This is a genomic window from Aneurinibacillus sp. Ricciae_BoGa-3, from assembly GCF_028421645.1.
GTDB lineage: Bacteria > Bacillota > Bacilli > Aneurinibacillales > Aneurinibacillaceae > Aneurinibacillus_B.
Window position 1 is genome coordinate 371528 of sequence record NZ_CP116888.1, and the last position, 19473, is coordinate 391000.

Annotated in this window: 18 protein-coding genes; 15 read left to right on the forward strand and 3 right to left on the reverse strand. The window is 38.2% G+C overall.

Features of this window, described 5'->3' with window-relative positions; translation table 11 throughout:
* Positions 1-774, forward strand: a complete 774-nt coding sequence (locus PP175_RS27470; RefSeq protein WP_272443391.1) for a hypothetical protein — start codon at positions 1-3, stop codon at positions 772-774.
* A 39-nt stretch (positions 775-813) separates the two neighbouring features.
* Here PP175_RS27470 and PP175_RS27475 read toward each other — a convergent pair whose 3' ends face one another.
* A complete protein-coding gene (locus PP175_RS27475) occupies positions 814-1140 on the reverse strand; it encodes a hypothetical protein (protein ID WP_272443392.1) in 327 nt (108 codons plus the stop codon).
* A 29-nt stretch (positions 1141-1169) separates the two neighbouring features.
* Complete coding sequence (locus PP175_RS27480; RefSeq protein WP_272443393.1) at positions 1170-1826, reverse strand: TlpA family protein disulfide reductase; 657 nt, start codon at positions 1824-1826, stop codon at positions 1170-1172.
* Positions 1827-2004: 178 nt separating this feature from the next.
* Here PP175_RS27480 and PP175_RS27485 point away from each other — a divergent pair, with 178 nt between their 5' ends.
* From PP175_RS27485 to PP175_RS27545, 13 genes are all read left to right on the forward strand, one after another.
* Positions 2005-2400 (forward strand): hypothetical protein, encoded by a 396-nt coding sequence (locus PP175_RS27485; protein WP_272443394.1) that lies wholly within the window; start codon positions 2005-2007, stop codon positions 2398-2400.
* 233 nt (positions 2401-2633) lie between these two features.
* Entirely contained in the window at positions 2634-3236 is a 603-nt protein-coding gene (locus PP175_RS27490; protein WP_272443395.1) for a sigma-70 family RNA polymerase sigma factor, read from the forward strand.
* A gap of 211 nt (positions 3237-3447) precedes the next feature.
* Positions 3448-4626 (forward strand): ATP-dependent Clp protease ATP-binding subunit ClpX, encoded by a 1179-nt coding sequence (gene clpX / locus PP175_RS27495; RefSeq protein ID WP_442870499.1) that lies wholly within the window; start codon positions 3448-3450, stop codon positions 4624-4626.
* Positions 4627-4680: 54 nt separating this feature from the next.
* Positions 4681-5487: a DNA adenine methylase gene (locus tag PP175_RS27500; protein ID WP_272443397.1), complete on the forward strand. Its 807-nt coding sequence runs from the start codon at positions 4681-4683 to the stop codon at positions 5485-5487.
* Between the two features lie 13 nt (positions 5488-5500).
* On the forward strand, positions 5501-6565 hold the full coding sequence (locus PP175_RS27505) for a C40 family peptidase (protein WP_272443398.1): 1065 nt from the start codon (positions 5501-5503) through the stop codon (positions 6563-6565).
* Positions 6566-6719: 154 nt separating this feature from the next.
* Entirely contained in the window at positions 6720-7160 is a 441-nt protein-coding gene (locus tag PP175_RS27510) for a hypothetical protein (protein WP_272443399.1), read from the forward strand.
* 61 nt (positions 7161-7221) lie between these two features.
* Complete coding sequence (locus PP175_RS27515) at positions 7222-7569, forward strand: PrgI family protein (RefSeq protein ID WP_272443400.1); 348 nt, start codon at positions 7222-7224, stop codon at positions 7567-7569.
* Position 7570: 1 nt separating this feature from the next.
* Positions 7571-8572: a TraC-like domain-containing protein gene (locus tag PP175_RS27520; RefSeq protein ID WP_272443401.1), complete on the forward strand. Its 1002-nt coding sequence runs from the start codon at positions 7571-7573 to the stop codon at positions 8570-8572.
* Between the two features lie 15 nt (positions 8573-8587).
* Positions 8588-10513: a VirB4 family type IV secretion system protein gene (locus PP175_RS27525; protein WP_272443402.1), complete on the forward strand. Its 1926-nt coding sequence runs from the start codon at positions 8588-8590 to the stop codon at positions 10511-10513.
* Positions 10514-10545: 32 nt separating this feature from the next.
* The gene (locus tag PP175_RS27530; RefSeq protein WP_272443403.1) at positions 10546-13377 is read left to right on the forward strand and encodes a hypothetical protein; all 2832 of its coding nucleotides are present in this window, start codon (positions 10546-10548) and stop codon (positions 13375-13377) included.
* A 126-nt stretch (positions 13378-13503) separates the two neighbouring features.
* Positions 13504-16164: a M23 family metallopeptidase gene (locus tag PP175_RS27535; RefSeq protein ID WP_272443404.1), complete on the forward strand. Its 2661-nt coding sequence runs from the start codon at positions 13504-13506 to the stop codon at positions 16162-16164.
* 104 nt (positions 16165-16268) lie between these two features.
* Positions 16269-16736 (forward strand): hypothetical protein, encoded by a 468-nt coding sequence (locus PP175_RS27540; RefSeq protein WP_272443405.1) that lies wholly within the window; start codon positions 16269-16271, stop codon positions 16734-16736.
* A gap of 183 nt (positions 16737-16919) precedes the next feature.
* Entirely contained in the window at positions 16920-17114 is a 195-nt protein-coding gene (locus tag PP175_RS27545; protein WP_272443406.1) for a DUF4177 domain-containing protein, read from the forward strand.
* Between the two features lie 333 nt (positions 17115-17447).
* Here the strand turns inward: PP175_RS27545 and PP175_RS27550 are convergent, their stop codons facing one another.
* The gene (locus PP175_RS27550; protein WP_272443407.1) at positions 17448-18161 is read right to left on the reverse strand and encodes a hypothetical protein; all 714 of its coding nucleotides are present in this window, start codon (positions 18159-18161) and stop codon (positions 17448-17450) included.
* Positions 18162-18419: 258 nt separating this feature from the next.
* Between PP175_RS27550 and PP175_RS27555 the strand changes: the two genes are divergently transcribed.
* Positions 18420-19406 (forward strand): endonuclease NucS domain-containing protein, encoded by a 987-nt coding sequence (locus PP175_RS27555; RefSeq protein WP_272443408.1) that lies wholly within the window; start codon positions 18420-18422, stop codon positions 19404-19406.
* Positions 19407-19473: the final 67 nt, after the last annotated feature.

Below are 19473 nucleotides of genomic sequence, written 5' to 3' on the forward strand. Positions count from 1 at the left end.
ATGTTGAACAGTTCCATTGAAAAAAAAGTAGCCAAAATTACGAGAGGAAAAGAAGATATTTATGTTTGCATGTACGTCTATGAAAGCACGCTTATCAATTTATCTTTTTTTAAAAGAGTAGACCAAGCGTTTGTGGAACTCTTAAAAGAGCGAGTTCCCCATTATTATGCACAGGAATTGATTCAACGAGTACGTGAAAATCAAGTAGAACAGGTCTCTAAAGAAGAACTGCAGTTGTTTCTTCAACAACAAGATGCAGATGTTTTTCGTATGACAAAAGGAATCAAAGATGTTTTAAATAAAACGACCAGGGACATGCAGGTAGATTATATAGGTGAAGTAGCAGGTATTTATTATTTAATTTCTAAGCACAAAAATGCATCCTACTATGAATGTTATCAATTAAATAAAACGATGAAAGAGGAGGATTATGGTATCCACTTACTTCCTCCTGTATATGTAGAAACCGTTTTGATGGATTATTTATCGCACGCAAAAATGGGGCAACCACCTTTATTCTTGATGGTCTCCGAAAACCTTTTTGTGGGTGTTCAAAAAACGGTAAAGATGGAGAATACCGTTGTCATTTCTTTTATCGATGTTTTTCCTGATAGTGTATCGGGAAGCAAGGCATACCTCATGAAGAGAATGCCCGACAAAAATTATATACCTTTACCGATGTCTCAAGTCACCTCTGAAACCATGGAAACCTTACAAAAAGAAAGCAAACAAATCATTAACCATTTTATCCGTCAGATGGATTTTCTACGATAAACAAGAAACTGAATAGAAACAAAAAAAAAGACATGTGAATCACATGTCTTCTTTGTTTATTACCAACTGTCGAATAGTTGGACTTTCATTCTTAGTAGGTGCATCGTCTACAGAATCTAAAATACTATTGTTGAGATTATTTATCATCGTCATCTGCAAGAAATGGTCACTACTCCGATTCTCATTTTTTGATGATGGAATCGGAGTAGTAGGAGTCGCATGCTTTGTCGCCACATGCTCCCGTGAGGAAGGGTGAGGCTTTGGTTGGTGTGCTAGCTTTTGTTCCTTATGGGCTTGCTCTGTGTGGCTTGTCTGCACATTTGGTTCTGAACCAAATAGGCTTTTTATCCAGTTGATAAGGCTCATAATAGGACTCCTATATCCATTTTAAATGTTTATTTTTTTATGGTGGCTGGACTATTTCCGTTTGTATGGAAAGCTAAGTCTGCCATACTGCTTAACACTTGGCTATCTGCGCTTCCTACATGTATAAATTGAATGTAGCCTTCTTTATCAACAAAAAGAAAAGTCGGGGTAAAGGTGATGTTGTAATTCATAGCAACGGTTGTCATACCTTCACCTGCGAGAATCTGACCGTCCCGTTTATAATGATTTTGCTTGAAAAAGAGTTCGGCTTGTTGTTTGGTTTCGTTCGGGAAAATGGTGAACACCTTTACATCTGGTCGGCTTGCCTTGAACACTTCAACTTGAGGAAAGGTTTCAATACAAGCGGGACAATTGGTTAGGGCAAATTCCAGCACAACGTTTTGTCCTTTTAACTTACTTAATTGAACACCCTGACCGTCTAGACTTTTTAATGTGAAATCAGGAGCTTGAGTACCGATAAACTTTTGAGCATAACTTTTCTCGTCAGCATTAGGAAATAGAGTATTAAAATCCAATTTATTGCTGATTTTTTTATTGGTATCGGTAGGCTGATTTTGTGCCGTTGTAGCTTGTGGTGAAGATGAAGAGGATGGTGTGGCTGTAGAACAACCTGCTGTCGTCAACATCATGGCAAACAATGATAAAGCGATGACTTTTTTCTTCATAATCAATACCTCCTTCTGTTAAGTTATGTAGTCTTTTATACGGTAAATATATCACCTATATTACTTATAGTCAATAAAATAAAAACGAATTATAAAGACAAAACAAAATACCTATAATGTAAGAACACAAACAAAAACAGGTGAATTTATTTACATAGCACAGGAAGGATGTTTACTTATGAAGAACGTTAATTTTTTAGGGAAAAAATGCGTGTACTTTAAGCACATTTCTCACATTGTTATCGATGAACTGGATATTTTTCATCACACAGCAATGGATTTGGAGTACGGGGAAAAGAGTGAAAACGGTGAGTACAACCTTCTTACAGAAGACCAACTTGCTCAAATTTACTTGGGGAAGGGCAAGGGTGTTTTGTATAAAGGCTACATTGTTTTTGAAGCGGATTTGATTGAGAATAACGAACATTATGATGCCTTTTATTCCTTATATGGCTGGATTAAAAAGAACTATGAAGCCTATCTCAATGGAGTGGTGTTTCATTCCTTGAAAGATAAATTCCAGTTTAACCAGGTTAAATCCATAATTATGCTCTATCAATCAGGATTTTTTTAAGTGACAAACTCCAAACGAAGTTGGGAAATTATTTAAACAAAGAAGCGGTAGAAATGGTGATAAATGAAGTACACCAAACGATGAAGAAGGCAGGTTAAACTCCTGCCTTTTTTTATTGACTTAATATAGGGCTTGTCAATGGTTGAAAACATATTGACAATAAAACAAATTGAACAAATCTACACTTTAATCTAAAGTTGATACATAAGCCCTGAAAGGAGTGAAACCTACCGTTGTTACTTACAAATGAAGAAAAAAATCAAATTGCAGAAGAAAACTACTCACTGGTTTTTTATGTAGTCAAGATGTTTCAAAACTCTGGTGTTTCTTATGATGAATTGGTGAGCATTGCTATGGTGGGATACGCCAAAGCCTTGAACGCCTTCGATACAGAACGAAACGTTAAATTCTCCACTTACTCGATTAATTGCATACGAAATGAAATTTTATTTTTCCTCCGAAAAGAAAAAGGTCATATGCGAAACAATGTATCACTGAATACCGTCCTGTCTATCGACAAAAACGGGAACAATCTCTCCCTTGAAGAGACCGTAAGTACCCAAGATAATGACGAGAATTCCTTAGAAGAAGATGTGATGGTTGCCGATGATGTTAAGTTCCTAACACTAGCATTAGACCATCTTACAACAAAAGAAAAATATATTATTATAAACCGTTATGGCTTAAATGGATGTGACATTCAAACACAAAAAGAAATTGCAAATCATATCGGGATGTCGCAAGCCAATGTTAGTAAAATGGAAAAGAGTATCTTAGATAAAGTAAAAAGAATACTAAAAGAACAGTACAATATGGAAGATATCCTTCTCGACTAACCCCCGTATTATTGCTCCTTCATCCACACACTCTCTACCTTTACGGTCTGAACTAATGCTGTTATAATTATAATCGCCAATAATACTATAGTCAAAGTATAATATTTATATTATATAGTATTTATTTTATAGAAGCAGATGATTAATCGTGAAAATAGAAATCAAATAAAAGGTTTTGGACCTTAATTTTGATAGGGAGGGAGTGATACGTTTGCCTAAACACTGTTCCTTTTGTGGAAGAACAGAAAATACCAATGTAGAGATTCTTGAAGGAGTCGAGGCAACTATCTGCAGAGAATGTGCGTTGGCTTCTTTAGAAACCTTTGATGAAAGTACAGAAGATATCATCCTACAACCGAATGCCGTTTTAAAACCGCACCAGATTAAAGAACAATTAGATAAATATGTGATTGGACAGGAAGATGCGAAAAAAATTCTTTCGGTTGCGGTATACAACCACTATAAACGGATTCATTCCAAATCAAAAGTAGACATACAAAAAACGAATGTCATGATGCTTGGCGAAACAGGTTCAGGAAAAACCTATCTCATGCAGACACTCGCCAAAATTCTAAATGTACCACTCGTCATCGTAGATGCCACATCCTTAACTGAAGCGGGATATGTGGGAGAAGACGTGGAATCCATTTTAGAAAAACTTTTGAAAAAAGCAAATAACGATATCGAACGAGCGCAAAAAGGCATCGTTTATATTGATGAAATTGATAAATTAGCGAATCAAACGAAAGATGGTAGGAAGAGCACAAAAGACATTTCGGGTGAAGGTGTACAACAAGCCCTCTTAAAAATGATTGAGGATAGTGAAGTAACCATTGGTTTGGGAGAATCAATGATGTCGAAACGAAAGGTTCTTCTACAAACAAAAAACATTTTGTTTGTATGTGGTGGAGCATTTGTTGGCATCCAAGACCTCGTTAAAAATCGGTTAACACCACAAAAATCAATGAACATTGGTTTTCAATCCACTATCCACAAAATAGAACCCACAGTTGAGTACGACAAGGAAATCAGCCAACAAGACATCATTGAGTTCGGCTTTATTCCAGAGTTTGTAGGTAGAATTCCCGTTATTGCCACGCTTAACCCTCTTACCAAAGAAGACCTTTCACAAATTTTAGTTAAACCGAAAAACTCCATCATCAAACAATACCAAGCCTTATTTAGAATGGATGGTGTCAAACTCACCTTTCACCAAAGTGCCATTGAATACATTGTGGAAGAAGCCTTTAAGAAAAAGGTCGGAGCCAGAGGATTACGTGGCGTTATCGAAAGAAAAATGAATGAGTTGATGTTTGAGTTACCCAAGCAGTCGGACATTAAATCCTACGTGATTACAAAGGAAACACTCACAAATCCATTCCATCTTTAGGGACTACGAAATGTAGTCCTTTTACATTAGCTTAAGAAAGGAGCATCCGATTAGTTGTCTTATAATTCCGTGAAATGGAGTGGGAGTAAAAAAAGCCAAGCAAAAGAAATTATTCGTCATTTTCCTTCCGAAATAAACACCTATTATGAACCATTCTTAGGAAGTGCCTCTGTCTTATTTGAACTTCTTCACTCGGATAAACAAGTAAAACGATATGTAGCCAGCGACAAGTGCAAACCCCTCATTGACATCTACCGTTCCATTCAACAAACACCTGAGGCCCTAATCGATTCCTACCGAACAAAATGGGAATCTCTTCAATCCATCGGACAAGATTATTATTATCAAGTCCGAAAAGAGTTCAATCAAGAGCATCAGCCCGATGATTTTTTGTTTTTAACTCGTACGTGTATTAACGGGCTAATCCGTTTTAATCAAAAGGGAGAGTTTAATAGCTCTTTTCACTTCACAAGAAAAGGGATTCATCCTGATACCCTTGCTTCTATTATTTTGGACTGGTCAAAGAAAATTGAGCAAGTCGAATTTATTCATCAAGAATACCAGGAGTTCAACTTACAATCAGGAGATTTTGTGTATGCTGACCCTCCCTATTTCGGTACAAAAGGCATGTACTTTGAAACCATTGACTACGAACAGTTTTGGTCATGGTTAGAAGCACTACCCTGTAGCTTTGCGTTAAGTTTTGACGGTATTCAAGGAAATGAAGATAAAACCCACCAAGTTCCGAACTCGTTATATACCCAACACCTGTATCTCTATTCAGGGGTAAGCAGTTTCCGTCGGTTAAAAAACCAGGGAGCCGTCGGGGTTCAGGAAAGTTTATATCTTAATATTAAATAACTAAGGAGGACATATGAAAGAGTTTAAGAAACTCCCAATCGGAATGTTGCTTACATTTGGTTTATTAACGGGAACAACGGTCTATGCACAAGCAGATGTAGGGGTAGCAACCAGTGATTTTGCTGTAAAAGATAAAGCTGGAAATGTGGTGATGCAATATAAGATGAATCAAAAGGTGTCCATTCAAAAAGAGACGGAAACCGCTTATACCATCACCGTTAATGACAACAACTATCAAGTAGAAAAAAACAATATCCTAAAGACCATCAAGCAGGAAGAACAATCTCTTCGAGTCAATGCAGATGGGGCTTCCTTAAAGAATACGCCATCTTTATTTGGGAATACCATTGAGAACTTGAATAAAGGGGAAACGGTTTACCGAATCAAAGGAATGGATGCACAAGGAAAATGGATAAAAGTGAGAACAACACAAGGAGTGGAGGGATGGGTATACAATCCTTCCTTTGATGAAAACTATAATGAAACGCCTGTTTCCACTAAAGGATATATGCTAGGCAGTGCAGAGGAAGGGTATGGCATTCTTGATGGAAATGAAATCGAAATAGATGGATTTGAAAACGCAACGTACAAAGTAAAAACCCAAGGAAAATATATTTTTATTCCGAAAGACTTCGTTTCATTTACACCACCATTAAATCAAATGATTCACCCACAACCAGTTCAAACACCTCCTCAAAATCTGACGCATAACGATGCGTTAGCCAATCGAATTTTAAATGAAGCGTACAAACATCTTGGAAAACCGTACGTGTGGGGCGCAACGGGACCTGACACATTCGATTGCTCTGGTTTGGTTCAATATGTTTTTGCAAAAGAAGGCGTTATTGTTCCTCGAACTACAAGCGAACAATTTGCTCTGGGTATACCGATTGACACCAACCATTTACAAGCAGGAGACCTTCTCTTTTTCCAAACCTATGAACCAGGTGCATCACATGTTGGCATTTATATCAAAGACAACAAATTCATAAATGCGGTGGGGGAAAGGGTCACTATCTCTGATTTACAAGCCCCTTATTTCGCTACCCGCTATTTAGGTGCAAAAAGGATGTTTTAAAGCATCCTTTTTTGTTTGGAATCAAACCTCATGGCATGATAATGATAGCTTATTTGCATATAGTATATAGAACACTGTAGAACGATTATAGTGTTGATGTAAAAATCGTTCCTTTCTATAATAAAAATACATTACGAAGAGGAGGTGAACAAAAGTGACTGCAATTAAAAATAAAAAATTTTCAATGGGTATTGTAGTGGCAATGATTCTAGCTCTTTTTATGGTATTCGGTCATCCAATTGCATCCCATGCGGCTAGTGGTGCTGGAGTTGGTGATTTATCAGTTAGCATTAACCCTGGAACTGGAACTGGCGGTTCTACCATGAATTTTAAAGGTGTATCTGATTCTAAAGACACAAACGCTTGGAATACCCTCCTTTCTAAATATAGAAACTTCATTGTTGGTATTTCTGGTATCGGTGCGGTTTCCATGATTGCGTTTTTCATCGTGCAATTTATGAAATTGGGTGCATCCGCTGGTAATCCACAAGCTAGAAGCCAAGCCTTAACGGGTGTTCTTTGGACTGGATTAGCCGCCGCTGGACTTGGTGCAGTATCCATTATCGTTGGATTCTTCTACAACTCCGTCAACTAACTTTCCCGTGCATACAAATAAACTGCAAAAGAAAAGCCAATGAAGGAGGTGAATAGTGTCAATGGCTTCCAAAACGGAGGCTGTTGGCACTTTTTCTATGAGAGTGTATAACATTCCGCCTAACATGAATGAAAAAGAAAAAGTCATAGGCGGTATTTTAAATCTTAACCAATTTTTTTGGGTTTTAGGTGGATTGGCGTTAGGAGCATCTGTTTTTGGGATTATCTATAGCCTAACAAAAATTGGTGGTCTTGCACTTACGATGGGCGGTCTTTTTTGTCTATCAGGTGCGCCATTCGCCCTTTACAAAAAACATGGACTCACCCTGTTTCAATATCTCACCCGAAAAAGACGTTTCAAGAAAAAAACACAAAAGTTACCCAATATGCGAAAAGAGGTGAAGTTATAAGGTGGCACTGCCAATTATTATGTTGGTTGTCTTTATTCTTGTATTTGGTGGCATGATTTATGCCGTAATGAAGCAATTGAATAAAACAGACCCAACCAAAGCCGATACATCCACAGTTGACAACATTTCAACTGCCCAGGAATTTCTTCCTTTTGAGGATATTAAGGATAACATGATTATCATGGGTGGTCATAAATACCGCGCTGTTATTGAAGCTTCTTCTACGAACTATAACCTCAAAACGGACAATGAAAAAGAATTGATTGAAATCTCCTTTCAACGTTTCCTCAATTCATTAACATTTCCTGTCACCTTCTACATCCAAACAAAAGTCATGGATAATACCAAAATGTTGAGTCTGATGGAAGAAGAATTAAAAGCCGCTGTTAAGCAATTTCCGAACCTGGAAGATTACGCAAACATTTATTACAGCGAAATGAGCAATTTGAATTCATACATCGGAAACAACAAGCAAAAGAAAAAGTACATTATCGTTCCGTACGAAGAAGCGATTACGCTTGCGGATTTATCTGACGACGAAAAATATGATTACTCGGTTAAAGAGCTTCACACCAGAGCTTCCATAATTGTTGACGGACTCAGTTCTGTTGGTGTAAAAGCGAAGATTTTAGACACCAAAGAACTGGCGGAACTGGTTTATTCCACCTATCACAAAGACAACTATGCTCAAGTTGAGAACATCGTCAACGGCGACTTTTTATCATTACTTACCCAATCAACAGAGAGAAAAATTGAAAATCTCACTGAAGATGCCAAACTGGATTGGATTTTGTATGAAGCACAAATGCGCTTGAAGACTGAACTTCTAGGTGAAACCGTTCCTGATTTTATCAGAGTAAATGTTGAAAAAGCGATTGCTGATTTGGACAGGCTTCGAGACCAAACCAGTGGTTATTATCGTCAGACTGATTCTGACCTATCCATCGATTTTGACGAAGACGATGAAATCTCAATGAACAACCATCTAAATACGAAAAGGTAAGGAGGAATGTGAGAAATGGGATTGTTCAATAAAAAAAGTAAACAAGCTACACAAGAATTAACCATTGATACAGCTAAATCATCCGCCTCAACTGCTTCTCAGAATGTGTTGGGGAAGGGAATTAGAAGTGTAAAAGACCTATTTGCACCTCCTTCCTTTGATAGAAGCCAAGAGGACAACTTGAAAGTAGGGAATAAGTTCGTACGTTCTTTTGTTCTGAATGGTTATCCTTCATCCGTTTCGGTAGGTTGGCTAGACAACCTGTTTAATTACGATGGAGATATGGATACAGCCATTTATGTAGAACCTGCTGATGAACGTACCGCACTCGATGAATTAACGGCAAAAATTACGCAGTTTGAAGCACAGCTTTCTCTTGAAGTGCAAAAGGGTAACATCAAAAACGTTACTCGTTTGAGAAATACAGTTTCTCAATTGTATGACCAGCGGGAGCGACTGGAGCAAAACTACGAAAACCTATTCCATATCGAAATCTTAAGCAACCTGTATGCCAGTTCAAAAGAAGATTTAGATAAGCAGACAACAAAACTGGATAACAAGTTGAAGGGAAGAAAAATTGACTTGATGCCAGTTTATTTGAGACAAGATGATGCTTACAAGAGTGTTCTTCCATTTGGTAAAACGTACATCACCGATATGTTTCGCAATTTCAACTCTGGGGCATTAACGGCTTGTTTTCCTTTCTACAACAGTGAAATCAGTCATAAAACGGGTATATTCTGCGGTGTTAACTTAGCCACGATGACACCCGTATTGATTGACTTCTACGATAGGAGCGTACTGAATAACTCCAATCTAACGGTGTTCGGACAGGCTGGTTCTGGGAAGACATTTTTCGTCTCGCTCTTAACTTTACGTTCTGCATTAAAAGGCGTACGCACTGTAATAATCGACCCTGAAGGCGAATACTTCAAGCTAACCAAAGCCGTCGGGGGAAGTCACATCTATATTGCACCAGATTCCGATACCCGAATTAATCCATTCGACCTAGAAGAGGAGGAATTAGAAAAGGGTGTAAAAGAGGTGAAAATTAAAGACAGGGTAGCAGACGTTCTCAACCTGATTGCGGTTATGGCAGGTGGATTGTCTGCAGAACAAAAGAGTATTGTGTCTTATGTCATTACGGAACTCTATGAAGATAGAGGCTTTACGGAAGACCCGAAATCTCTTTATGTAACAGACCTTTATCTGGATGAAGCAACGGGCGAATTCTACCATGATGGTATGAAAAAACCTATGCCAACGTTCACTGACTTCCACATCAAACTTGAAGAATATGCGCAAACGGAAAACAACCAGGAAATTTTGAGACTGGCAAACGCCTTAAAAATGTTTAGAAAAGGTGGGGTTTATGATTTGTTTGATTGCCAAACATCTTCTGACCTTACAGACTTCAAAAATGCTTCCATTGTGACATTCGATATTTCCCGTCTGGAAGAAAGTGTACTTCGACCTATCGGTATGTATATTGCCCTTTCTTGGACATGGGAGAAATTCATCAAGAAAAATCCCCATATCAAAAAAAGAATTGTAGCAGACGAAGCCTGGATGTTGGTAAACAAGGGGATGGCTGGACATGAATATACCGCTACATTCCTTGAAAACTGTGCAAGACGGATTCGGAAACGGAATGGTGGACTTCTGGTAGCCTCCCAAAACTTCGTCGAGTTTGCCGACAACCCACAAGGAAAAGCCGTTTTGACCAACACCGTTGTTAACATCTTCTTAAAACAAGATGCAACCGATATTGATGCAGTTCAGGATACGTTTAAGCTATCTGATGGGGAACGAAACTTCCTTCTTGGAGCCAAACGAGGCGAGCTTCTTATCAAAATGAACGGAGAAAGCTCCGTAGCATTCGCACTTCCATTTGATTATGAGAAGGAATTAATCTCTAGAGCCTATGTAAGTAAAGATTAATTCTACTAAAAAGGAAAGGAGGTAGAAATCGTTTGAAAAAAATGTTGACCAAAAACATGATAGGATTTGGTTTCCTTTTTCTATTCTTTTTATTGGTTCATCCATTTAAAGCCTTTGCACATGATGCCTATTTTTTTCAAGTCTTAATTGATGAAAATAAATTCCAGTATCAGAGCAATGTCGTTCAAGACAATGTCTCTTATTTTCAAATGGAATCAAAGCATATTGAAGCCACTATGGGTAACTTTAAAAACGTAGCAAAGGATGAATTTATTGTTTCTCCACCAGCCGATGGTCAAGTATATAAGGATGCCAATACAGAAAACATGGGTACAAGTGCCATGCCCTACACGTTTCCTCCATACGGTTTAAGAAACTGGTATTTAAAGTCTCTTAACAATGCAACGAAAAACGATGTAGAGCGAGCTTATTATATTCAGAACACCTTAATGCCAGGATTAAATGATGCGTTAAAAATTCTCAATAATAACGCACCGTTTACCAATGTTCAACAACTGGTTGAGATGTCAAATAAACTTTCTACAGCCATTAAGAATAAGGGTGGAGTAGTTGGCAATTGGAGTGTTCTTGTTGGACAACGTGCCAGTTATAATAGCAACGAGCCAGATAAAGGAGGCATTACGAAAGATGATTATCTTGTCATCCGAAATGCATCCGCTGAATACGAATTTGTATACAAAGTACCAAAAGGGTATATGGCTCCGAAAACGGCAGACAACCCATTGTATTCCAAAGAATATCAAGGGGATGTAACGTACTTCAACTGGAACATGATTATGTACCAAGGTAACTATGCTTTTCTTCAAAAGAAATATACCACACAAAACGCTGATGTCGTTTTAAAACCAGGTCCTCTTGAAAGTGCTGTATCTAGCATGTTACAAAGTACGTTCAACTCATTCCGTAACTTGCTAGGGTTATATAGCATAGGAGACTTGGTATTCAATAATGGTATTCGTGGTTCTCAAGCGTATACCTATGGCATTATGCCTAAAGCATGGGCAGATAAAGCAGTCTACTATCAATGGATTTTCCAGGGTCTTGCCTGGTCAATGATTGTCTTTGCCATTGTAAAACTCCTCATTCAGCGAAATCTTGCAACCATTAATACCTCCATGCGAGTTTCCTTAATTGAAGGCTTGCAAAATCTCATGATTACCGCCTTCATATTAGCCTTCATTTTTCCGTTTTTGAGTATGTTTATGGTGCTCAATCAGAAATTAGTTGGTGTTTTTGGAGCAACTGCCCCCGATTTTAATGACATGTCTGGAGTCAACAACTATTCCAGTGCGCTAGGTGCTATCATCCTGCAATTTTTCTATCTAATCGTAGACTTGTATTTAAACTTCGTTTATATCATGCGTGCGATTACACTCTGTATTTTGATAGCAACCGCACCTATGTTTGTTGTATCGATTGCATTTGGTCCTAAGTGGCGACAACTCTTTTCAACTTGGATGCGTGAAGTAATCGGGAATATTTTCTTACAAAGTTTCCACGCTTTTGCCCTTAGTCTCTTCTTTGCTCTTACAACCAGTTCTCGTGGAATTGAAGGAATGGTCGTTGTATTCGCCATGATTCCAATGACAGAGTTCTTTAAGACTTTAGTGATGGGACAAGGTGGCGGAATTGCACACACGATGGGTATGTCTGCCTTAACAGCGGGAGCCACAGCAGTTGGTTCTGCAGTAGGTTCAACGATGGGAGCGAACAAAGCTAGACAATCTGCTAATGACAAATCCAATACGGGTTCAACTTCTACTGGAAATGCCAATAGCCGAGAAGCTTCTACTCAAACAGGAGACATCGGCAACGTAGCAGGTAAAAGCGATAAAATTCGAGCCAACGCCAACAATGCATCTGCCATGAATAAATTGAATGCTCATAAAGAAACGATGGCGAACAAAGAGACGCCTATCCACATTGCTGATAATCACACAAAAGATGGGCAAAAGACTATAGCCGAATATCAGTCGCAAGTCAAAGAATCAGATGGCAACAAAGCTAAAATTGCCCAAGTCATCCAAAACGGTATTACAAATGCAAGTGAGGGTGTAAAATCTGCAACAAATTCCGTAGCGAATAGTCCTATCACAAAAGTTGGTACAGGTGCTCTAAAAGCGGGTGTGGGCGTTATGAAGGCGGGATTAGGAGCAGGAACAGCGTTAGCTTTAGGTGGAGTGAATCCAAGTTTAGCTAAAGTGGGAGCGGCAAACATGGTATCTGGTTTCGGGGAGGCGAAACAAGGTTTGTCCCAAGCGGGTGCTGGTATGGTGGAGGGAATTAATGCAAAAGCGGAGTCATTCCTTTCCCATAATCTTTCCGCTGATACGCAACAGTACACTTCTACCTTACCGAACGGAGATATTCAAATTCATCGAAATGGTGAAGCCATGAGAAACGAGGGAATCCTTCGTGCAACGACTGATTCTTCGGGGAATGCCGTTTATACGTATGACACGAGCAAGCTTTCACAACAAGAACGCATCAACCTCAAGGATACTGTTAGTGCCTTCAAATCACAAGATGAAACTCGAATTCAACATTATAAAGACCAAGGTATTGAGCGTGTTTCACGAAGTGGTGAAGGTAGATTGATGGTTGCCTACAACAACGTTGGAAAAGAAAAATTAGGTATAAAATCGGTTCAAACACTTGGAGATGGACGAATTATCGAAACAAAAAGTCCAAATGCTCCAATGACTACACAAAGAACCATTAAGGTAGACCCGCCTAAAGCAAATCAACCTTCTCAGGCTAATCCAACGCCCACCCCAACAAAGACTTTTAATGCCAATGGTGTAAATAAAGCCAATACGGGTGGAAGACCTAACAAAAATTAAACACACACTCCCTCTTCAAAAAAGAGGGGGTGTCTTACATTCGTTTTTTATCCAGTTATGTAAATAACATTATCACATATTATTTGTAGCTAAAATTGATAGGTTTACACGAAAGGAGGGCATAGCTTGAACGAAGAGCAAAATCAAAATAGGGGTGATGATATCTCCCAAGATGTGACAAAACAAGCGGGTAAAGCAGGTAAAGAAGTTGCAGGTAAGGTAGGAAATGCCGTTAAGAAAAAGGTAATAGATGCAGGTAAAAAGGCGTTGCAAGAAGTGGGGAAAGTGGCAGTAAAAGCAATCATAAAATCCCTGATTGTCCTTGCTCCTTATTTAGCCGTCATCCTCATTGTCTTATCTGTCATTGTGTCAGGTTACTATATTTTATTTGAAACAAGAGGAACGCAACAAGAATACACCTTTAAACAAGCTACCCAAAACCAAGACAACATGATACAAGACAACAAAAACAACCTAACCTACATGCAAACAAAAGGTGCGCAAGATGGAACAGGTCAATTGAGTTCGGAAAACGGTCAAATCAAAGAATTTTACGGTCACTTTTCTCAAATTTCCTATTGGCAAATCCCTATTGATGATACCACCAATCAAAAATTAAAGAATTATGATGGCGGGGATTTTCATGATTATTATTGGAAAGAGCAAGCGTTCAATCTAAATTCAAACTTTCTCTTTTCGTTAGATGAATACATGTATCAAAACAAATTTCGTTACCCCGAACAATTTGTAAAACCCGTCAACTATGACCCTCAAAAGTTAACCTTAAAACCTTTAACCGACGAGCATTATCTTGTAAATGTTCTATCAAAAGAATATGGAGATGACGGAAAAGAAACAGGAAATAAAATAAAATCCGTTGCGGATTATGGAATTGCTTCAGTCTTTAAATACAAAAAGGACGTTCAACTTCACTTTGTAGAAGGCGATTACTATCAAAGAGATGTCTGGGATAAGGAAAATGGTCTTCATCAAGAAGCCTATACAGAACATTACAAGGATAACTTAGAGGGGTATCCAAAAGACATTTTTCTCATGACAACGGCTGTGACTTTTCAAGGAACCCATAATTACACCTATGAAAATAAAACACAACAAATTGATACCCTAAAAGCTGGTAAATCACCAAACAAACACACAGATTTTATTAAAATTCTTTACGGTTATGCCTACCCATGTGACAAATGTGAGCCAATCCCTCTATACAAATACAGAAAAGGTGCGGTGTATGAAACCATTCCTGTTCAAAAAGAGGATAAATTTGAAGACGCAGGACAGCGTTATTTGAAGGATTACCTCTACAACTTTCAAAGCTTTATGCCTAAAAGTGTTATGACCGATTTCAACTTTGATAAACGAGTTGGTCAAATTAACAATTTCGATATGAATTTAGGCGGAAGTATAAAATCTGATTCCTTTGCCGCCGCCGCAAAATATAAGGATGATGCAATCAAATACGGCGCGATGTATGGAATTGACCCTTATATCATCATTGCGATGATAGCACAAGAATCAAGTGGTAAAGCGGATGTCGCAGGTGGACTTATGCAATTGAGTGGTCATCCTGATGGTGAGGTCTTATCCGCTACCCTTGCAGATGGACAAACAAAGAGTAGTATAACTATCCAAAATTCACAAATCAATAATGCTGATTACGCTGTTCATGTGGGTGTGGCGGAATTAAAGTCTAACCTAGACAGATACCACGATTTACTAAAAGCTATCACAGCGTATAACATGGGCAATATCGATGGAATTAAAAACAGACACCCAGAAGCTTGGAATTCTATACAGTGGATGAACTACCGAGAGGAACAAAGACTTCATAATGGTGAAAGTGAAGGTCATGGTATTACCCATAGTGCAAGCTATAATTGCAATAAATCCATAGCTAATACAACAGGAATCATGTACGGAGATAGTTGTTATCTTGAAGATGTACTCAGATATTATGCGGGAAATGACCCGAATTTAAAGGCATTGGCAAATCACAGTGGAAAAGCTCCTGCCACTGATGGAGGATTCCTTTCGAGTATTGGAAATTACGCTTCAAGTTTCATGAACTCAGTTGTAAGCACCGTTTCAAGCTGGTTTCATACGTATAAAAATGACGAACCACATATAAAATATGACCATCCTGCAGGTGGAATGGAGTACGAGTGGATTTTAAAAATGGCAACCGCTATGAACCATGCAACCCTATTCTCCAAAACGGATGACATCAGTAATTTAGACTTATGGCAACCTGTTGCAGGACAATCTTTATCCAATCCAACTTTAGATGGTCAACAACTACTCGATTTAATAGCTGATGCAAAAGGTTTTCAGCCTCCTTTAAATGACCCACATCCTGTAGTAACCTCCCCGTATGGTAATCGTGATAATCCGAATGCTCACGGTTCAACAGAACACCATCCAGGAATAGACCTTGGCTGTAATGACGGAACGAAAGTTTATGCAACGGGTGACGGTGTGGTAACAAAGACGGTCAGTGATAACTCTTATGGCGGATATGGAAATGTGGTCATCATCAAGCACAGTGCTTCCTTACAAAGTGTGTATGGTCACGTAATGACGATTTATGTAAAAGAAGGTGAGCATGTGCAGAGAGGACAATTGATAGCATTGAGTGGTCATGCTGGAAACTCGACGGGACCTCACCTGCATTTTGAATTGGATAAATTGGACAATGGTAATGCCATTCCAATTGACCCAACGAGCGTTGCCATTAATCCAGCCGCTTTTAAAAACGCAAATTATCAAAAGTAAACAGCAAACCCCATCATTGGATGGGGTTTCGCTTTCTCGGATGTGGTTAAATTATAGCTTTAGTTTAAGATAACTATAATATTAAAAACCAAGGAGGTGAAGGTATGAAAAAAATCGGTTTATTGGTATTTATTCTATTATTAACTTTGTGCATGGGTGTTCCAGCCTTTGCGTCCACGACAAATACATTCTCCACTCAAGCGGTTGCGGGTATTGCACAACCACAAACCAACACACAATCGTCATCTCCAACGACTGCTACAAACGTTCCAAGTATACAACCTGCTGTAGATAATGCGGTAAAGATTCCTAAAGTATCCATCGACCAAGCTACCGCATGGGGTCAAAAGAAAGCGTACGATGTGGTTCATTTCTTGCAAAAAGTGATTGAACCTATTGCTATTATCTTTTTTATTCTTTGCGCTGTTATGTCAATGGCAGGCTCATTCGGCAACTCTCAATTGGTCGGAAGAGGTATGTGGGGTATGGCAATTTCTGTTGTAGTGTACGCTGGTATTCTTTACGCACCAGAGTTAATGAATTTCACAGTAGGATGGTTAGCTTCTAAATAAGGCTATCATCTGATAAATTGGATAAGACACTTAAAGAGTTTTGTGAGTGTAAATCATTTGCAAAACTCTTTTTTGATGTCAAAAAGCTCAAGAGGTGTCAACCATCTCGAAGTTATAAGTCGATAGAGGTAGCAACTACAATATAAAACCAATAGGAATTAACTGAAAGGAGTCGATAACATTATGTATGAGTATAAAATTATCAAAATTGAATTAAGTGGTATCTTCAATGCCACTCCGAAAGAAGAGTACACAAAAATCATTGCGGAATATTCCTCACAAGGTTGGCGATTGGTGCAAATTTTCGCTCCTGGAGTCGCTAATAACGGGTTACCTAAATTCTACGATGTCATTTTTGAACGAGCTATCCAAGCTTAAATAGTTAACCATCATCCTATATCCATCTGATGTAGGATTTTCTTTTGTTTAAAGGTTTTATTTTTTCCATGCTTGGCATGCGATGAAAAACATTCTGCGTTGTATGGTAACGTTTCTTATTTTGATAGGTGTATTAATGGGGTAGACCTCTCAACACTTCTATTGGAAGTTTTCAAGCTATTTTCTATCAAAATGCGTTGGACTTTTTTTCGCAATATATAGGTTTATGTTTTCCGAAAGTTGTAGAACCGAAAAATCCTTGACAGATAAGGAATCTCGCTCCTTTTCATACAAAAAAAGAAGCAAGAATAACTCGCTTCTTTTCGTGTTGCATTATTTATTCATGTTCATTTGAACTCCCTGTGATTGCAGAAACTTATATAAGCCCCGCATAACAGGTTTGTATTGCTCTAATTCCGTTTTTAGTTCTTGTATTTGTTGCGTTAATGATTCAGTTTGTTGGTTTAATTGTTCCTTAGCATACTGAGAAGCATGGAAGCTATGAATATGCGACATCACTACAATCGCAAATTTTTTAAAATCATCGTCTTGAAGCGGAACTCGTAGGGATTCTTCTGGACGACCTTTGGGTACGATTAATCCCGTTTCATTTTCTTCTCCCGCTCCGTACTCAGCAGATAAAATCCAGGGAGCCTTATCACCAGGAGTGATTTTGAATTGGCGAGATAATGACTTGCCATCAGGACGTGCTTTGTCACGGTTTTTAAGGTTTTCGGCAGAAATGCCACCTAAATCCGTATAAATCTCTTTTGCGAATCTATAGTTTCCTTTTTCTTTTGCTTGAATGGCTTCCTGTGCCAGCTTAGACATTTTTCCCGACAGAATGTCATTAGCAAGTACCATAAACTTATGAATGTCAATGTAAATCGGAAGATTCTTTGTGATTCTACTGTTTACTTCCGCATTCGTATTGTACTCCATGAAATTAATTTGCACTTTTCCAATGTTGAAGGCGTTGTTCATAACCTCCATAAATACGTTTTTTCCATCGAACCGAATAATTTGTTGTGGGTTTCTCTGTTTCATTTTGTTGTTCCTCCTTAGTATCGTTCATGTGATGCGGTCTTTTTAAAACCCATCTGCTATATAGTTATTATATGGTAGTAATTATAATTTGTCAATTATTTTTTACCACATACCTATTAAATTAATTGACAATAGTCAATACCCTACATATAATGACTATATAAAATTTAGGTCATGCGATATTATACGAGACTCCGAAAGCAACTATTCATTTCGTCCTTGTATACGTTGTCGTAAGAGAGGAGGTGACATACCACGATGAACTACGAAAGTGAATTAAGCGAATTGTTTTTTAAAAAACTTCAACGGGTTTATGGAATTGAACAGGAAAAAGTCCTTTTTCACTATTTCTATTTACGATTCTTAATTGAGCACCTTGATAGGAAGTTGAATAAAGGAAATTGGAATCGCTATTTGGTAGATTTCTTACTCCAAGAATTACATATTCCGTATTCAGAAGAAGGGATTGAATATAAAGGAGAAACGGTAAGCAAACGGCATGGAGTGGATGGTTCGATTGAAAATATATTGGAAGATTGGCAGTTCCAAGCCTCTAGGAAGCCCGTTTCAAGCTCGAAAGGAACAATGTTATCGTTCGAGATGTTTATCCAGAAAGAACGGAATAAATTAATGACGCATGCAAAGAACAAGTCAGAACCTTATAAATCCAGTTCTTTTTACTTTTCGTATGTGAAGTGGAATGCTCTGCAGTTATTAAACAAACGGTATGAAGCGAATGTGATTGCGCCCGACAAAATAGAGGGGGTAACCTATCCCACTTCTTACCATTTCTTTGTTCGAACCTTAGAAGAACGCTATTATGCCGATATACATGCAGAGAAGTTTGTTACGTCTAATACGGAAACCATTACGGAAAGTGAATTGGAAAAGTACCTGATAAAACATTTGGACGTTATCGAAGAAGGGCTTACGTATGTAGGCAGGCAATACACGATACAAAATGGAAGAATTGACATTTTAGCCAGAGACAAAGAAAAGCAATACGTCATTATTGAGTTAAAGGTAACGGAGGATAAGGAATTGTTATGGCAATCCATCTATTATCCCATACAGTTTAAAACCGAACACCAGGTTGATAATGTTAGAATGATAACGGTAGCCCCTATGTATCCGTTGCACATCCTACTTCCTTTACAAAAGATTGGAGGAGTGGAAATGATAGAATTTTCTCCACGGATTGAATTAGGTAAGATAAAATCGTTGTCTGTAAAAAAAATAAGCTAAAAGAGGTGGTCACTCAATTACAGGGTGGAGCCTCTTTTTTAATTCCAAGAAATAAAAAAGACACTGC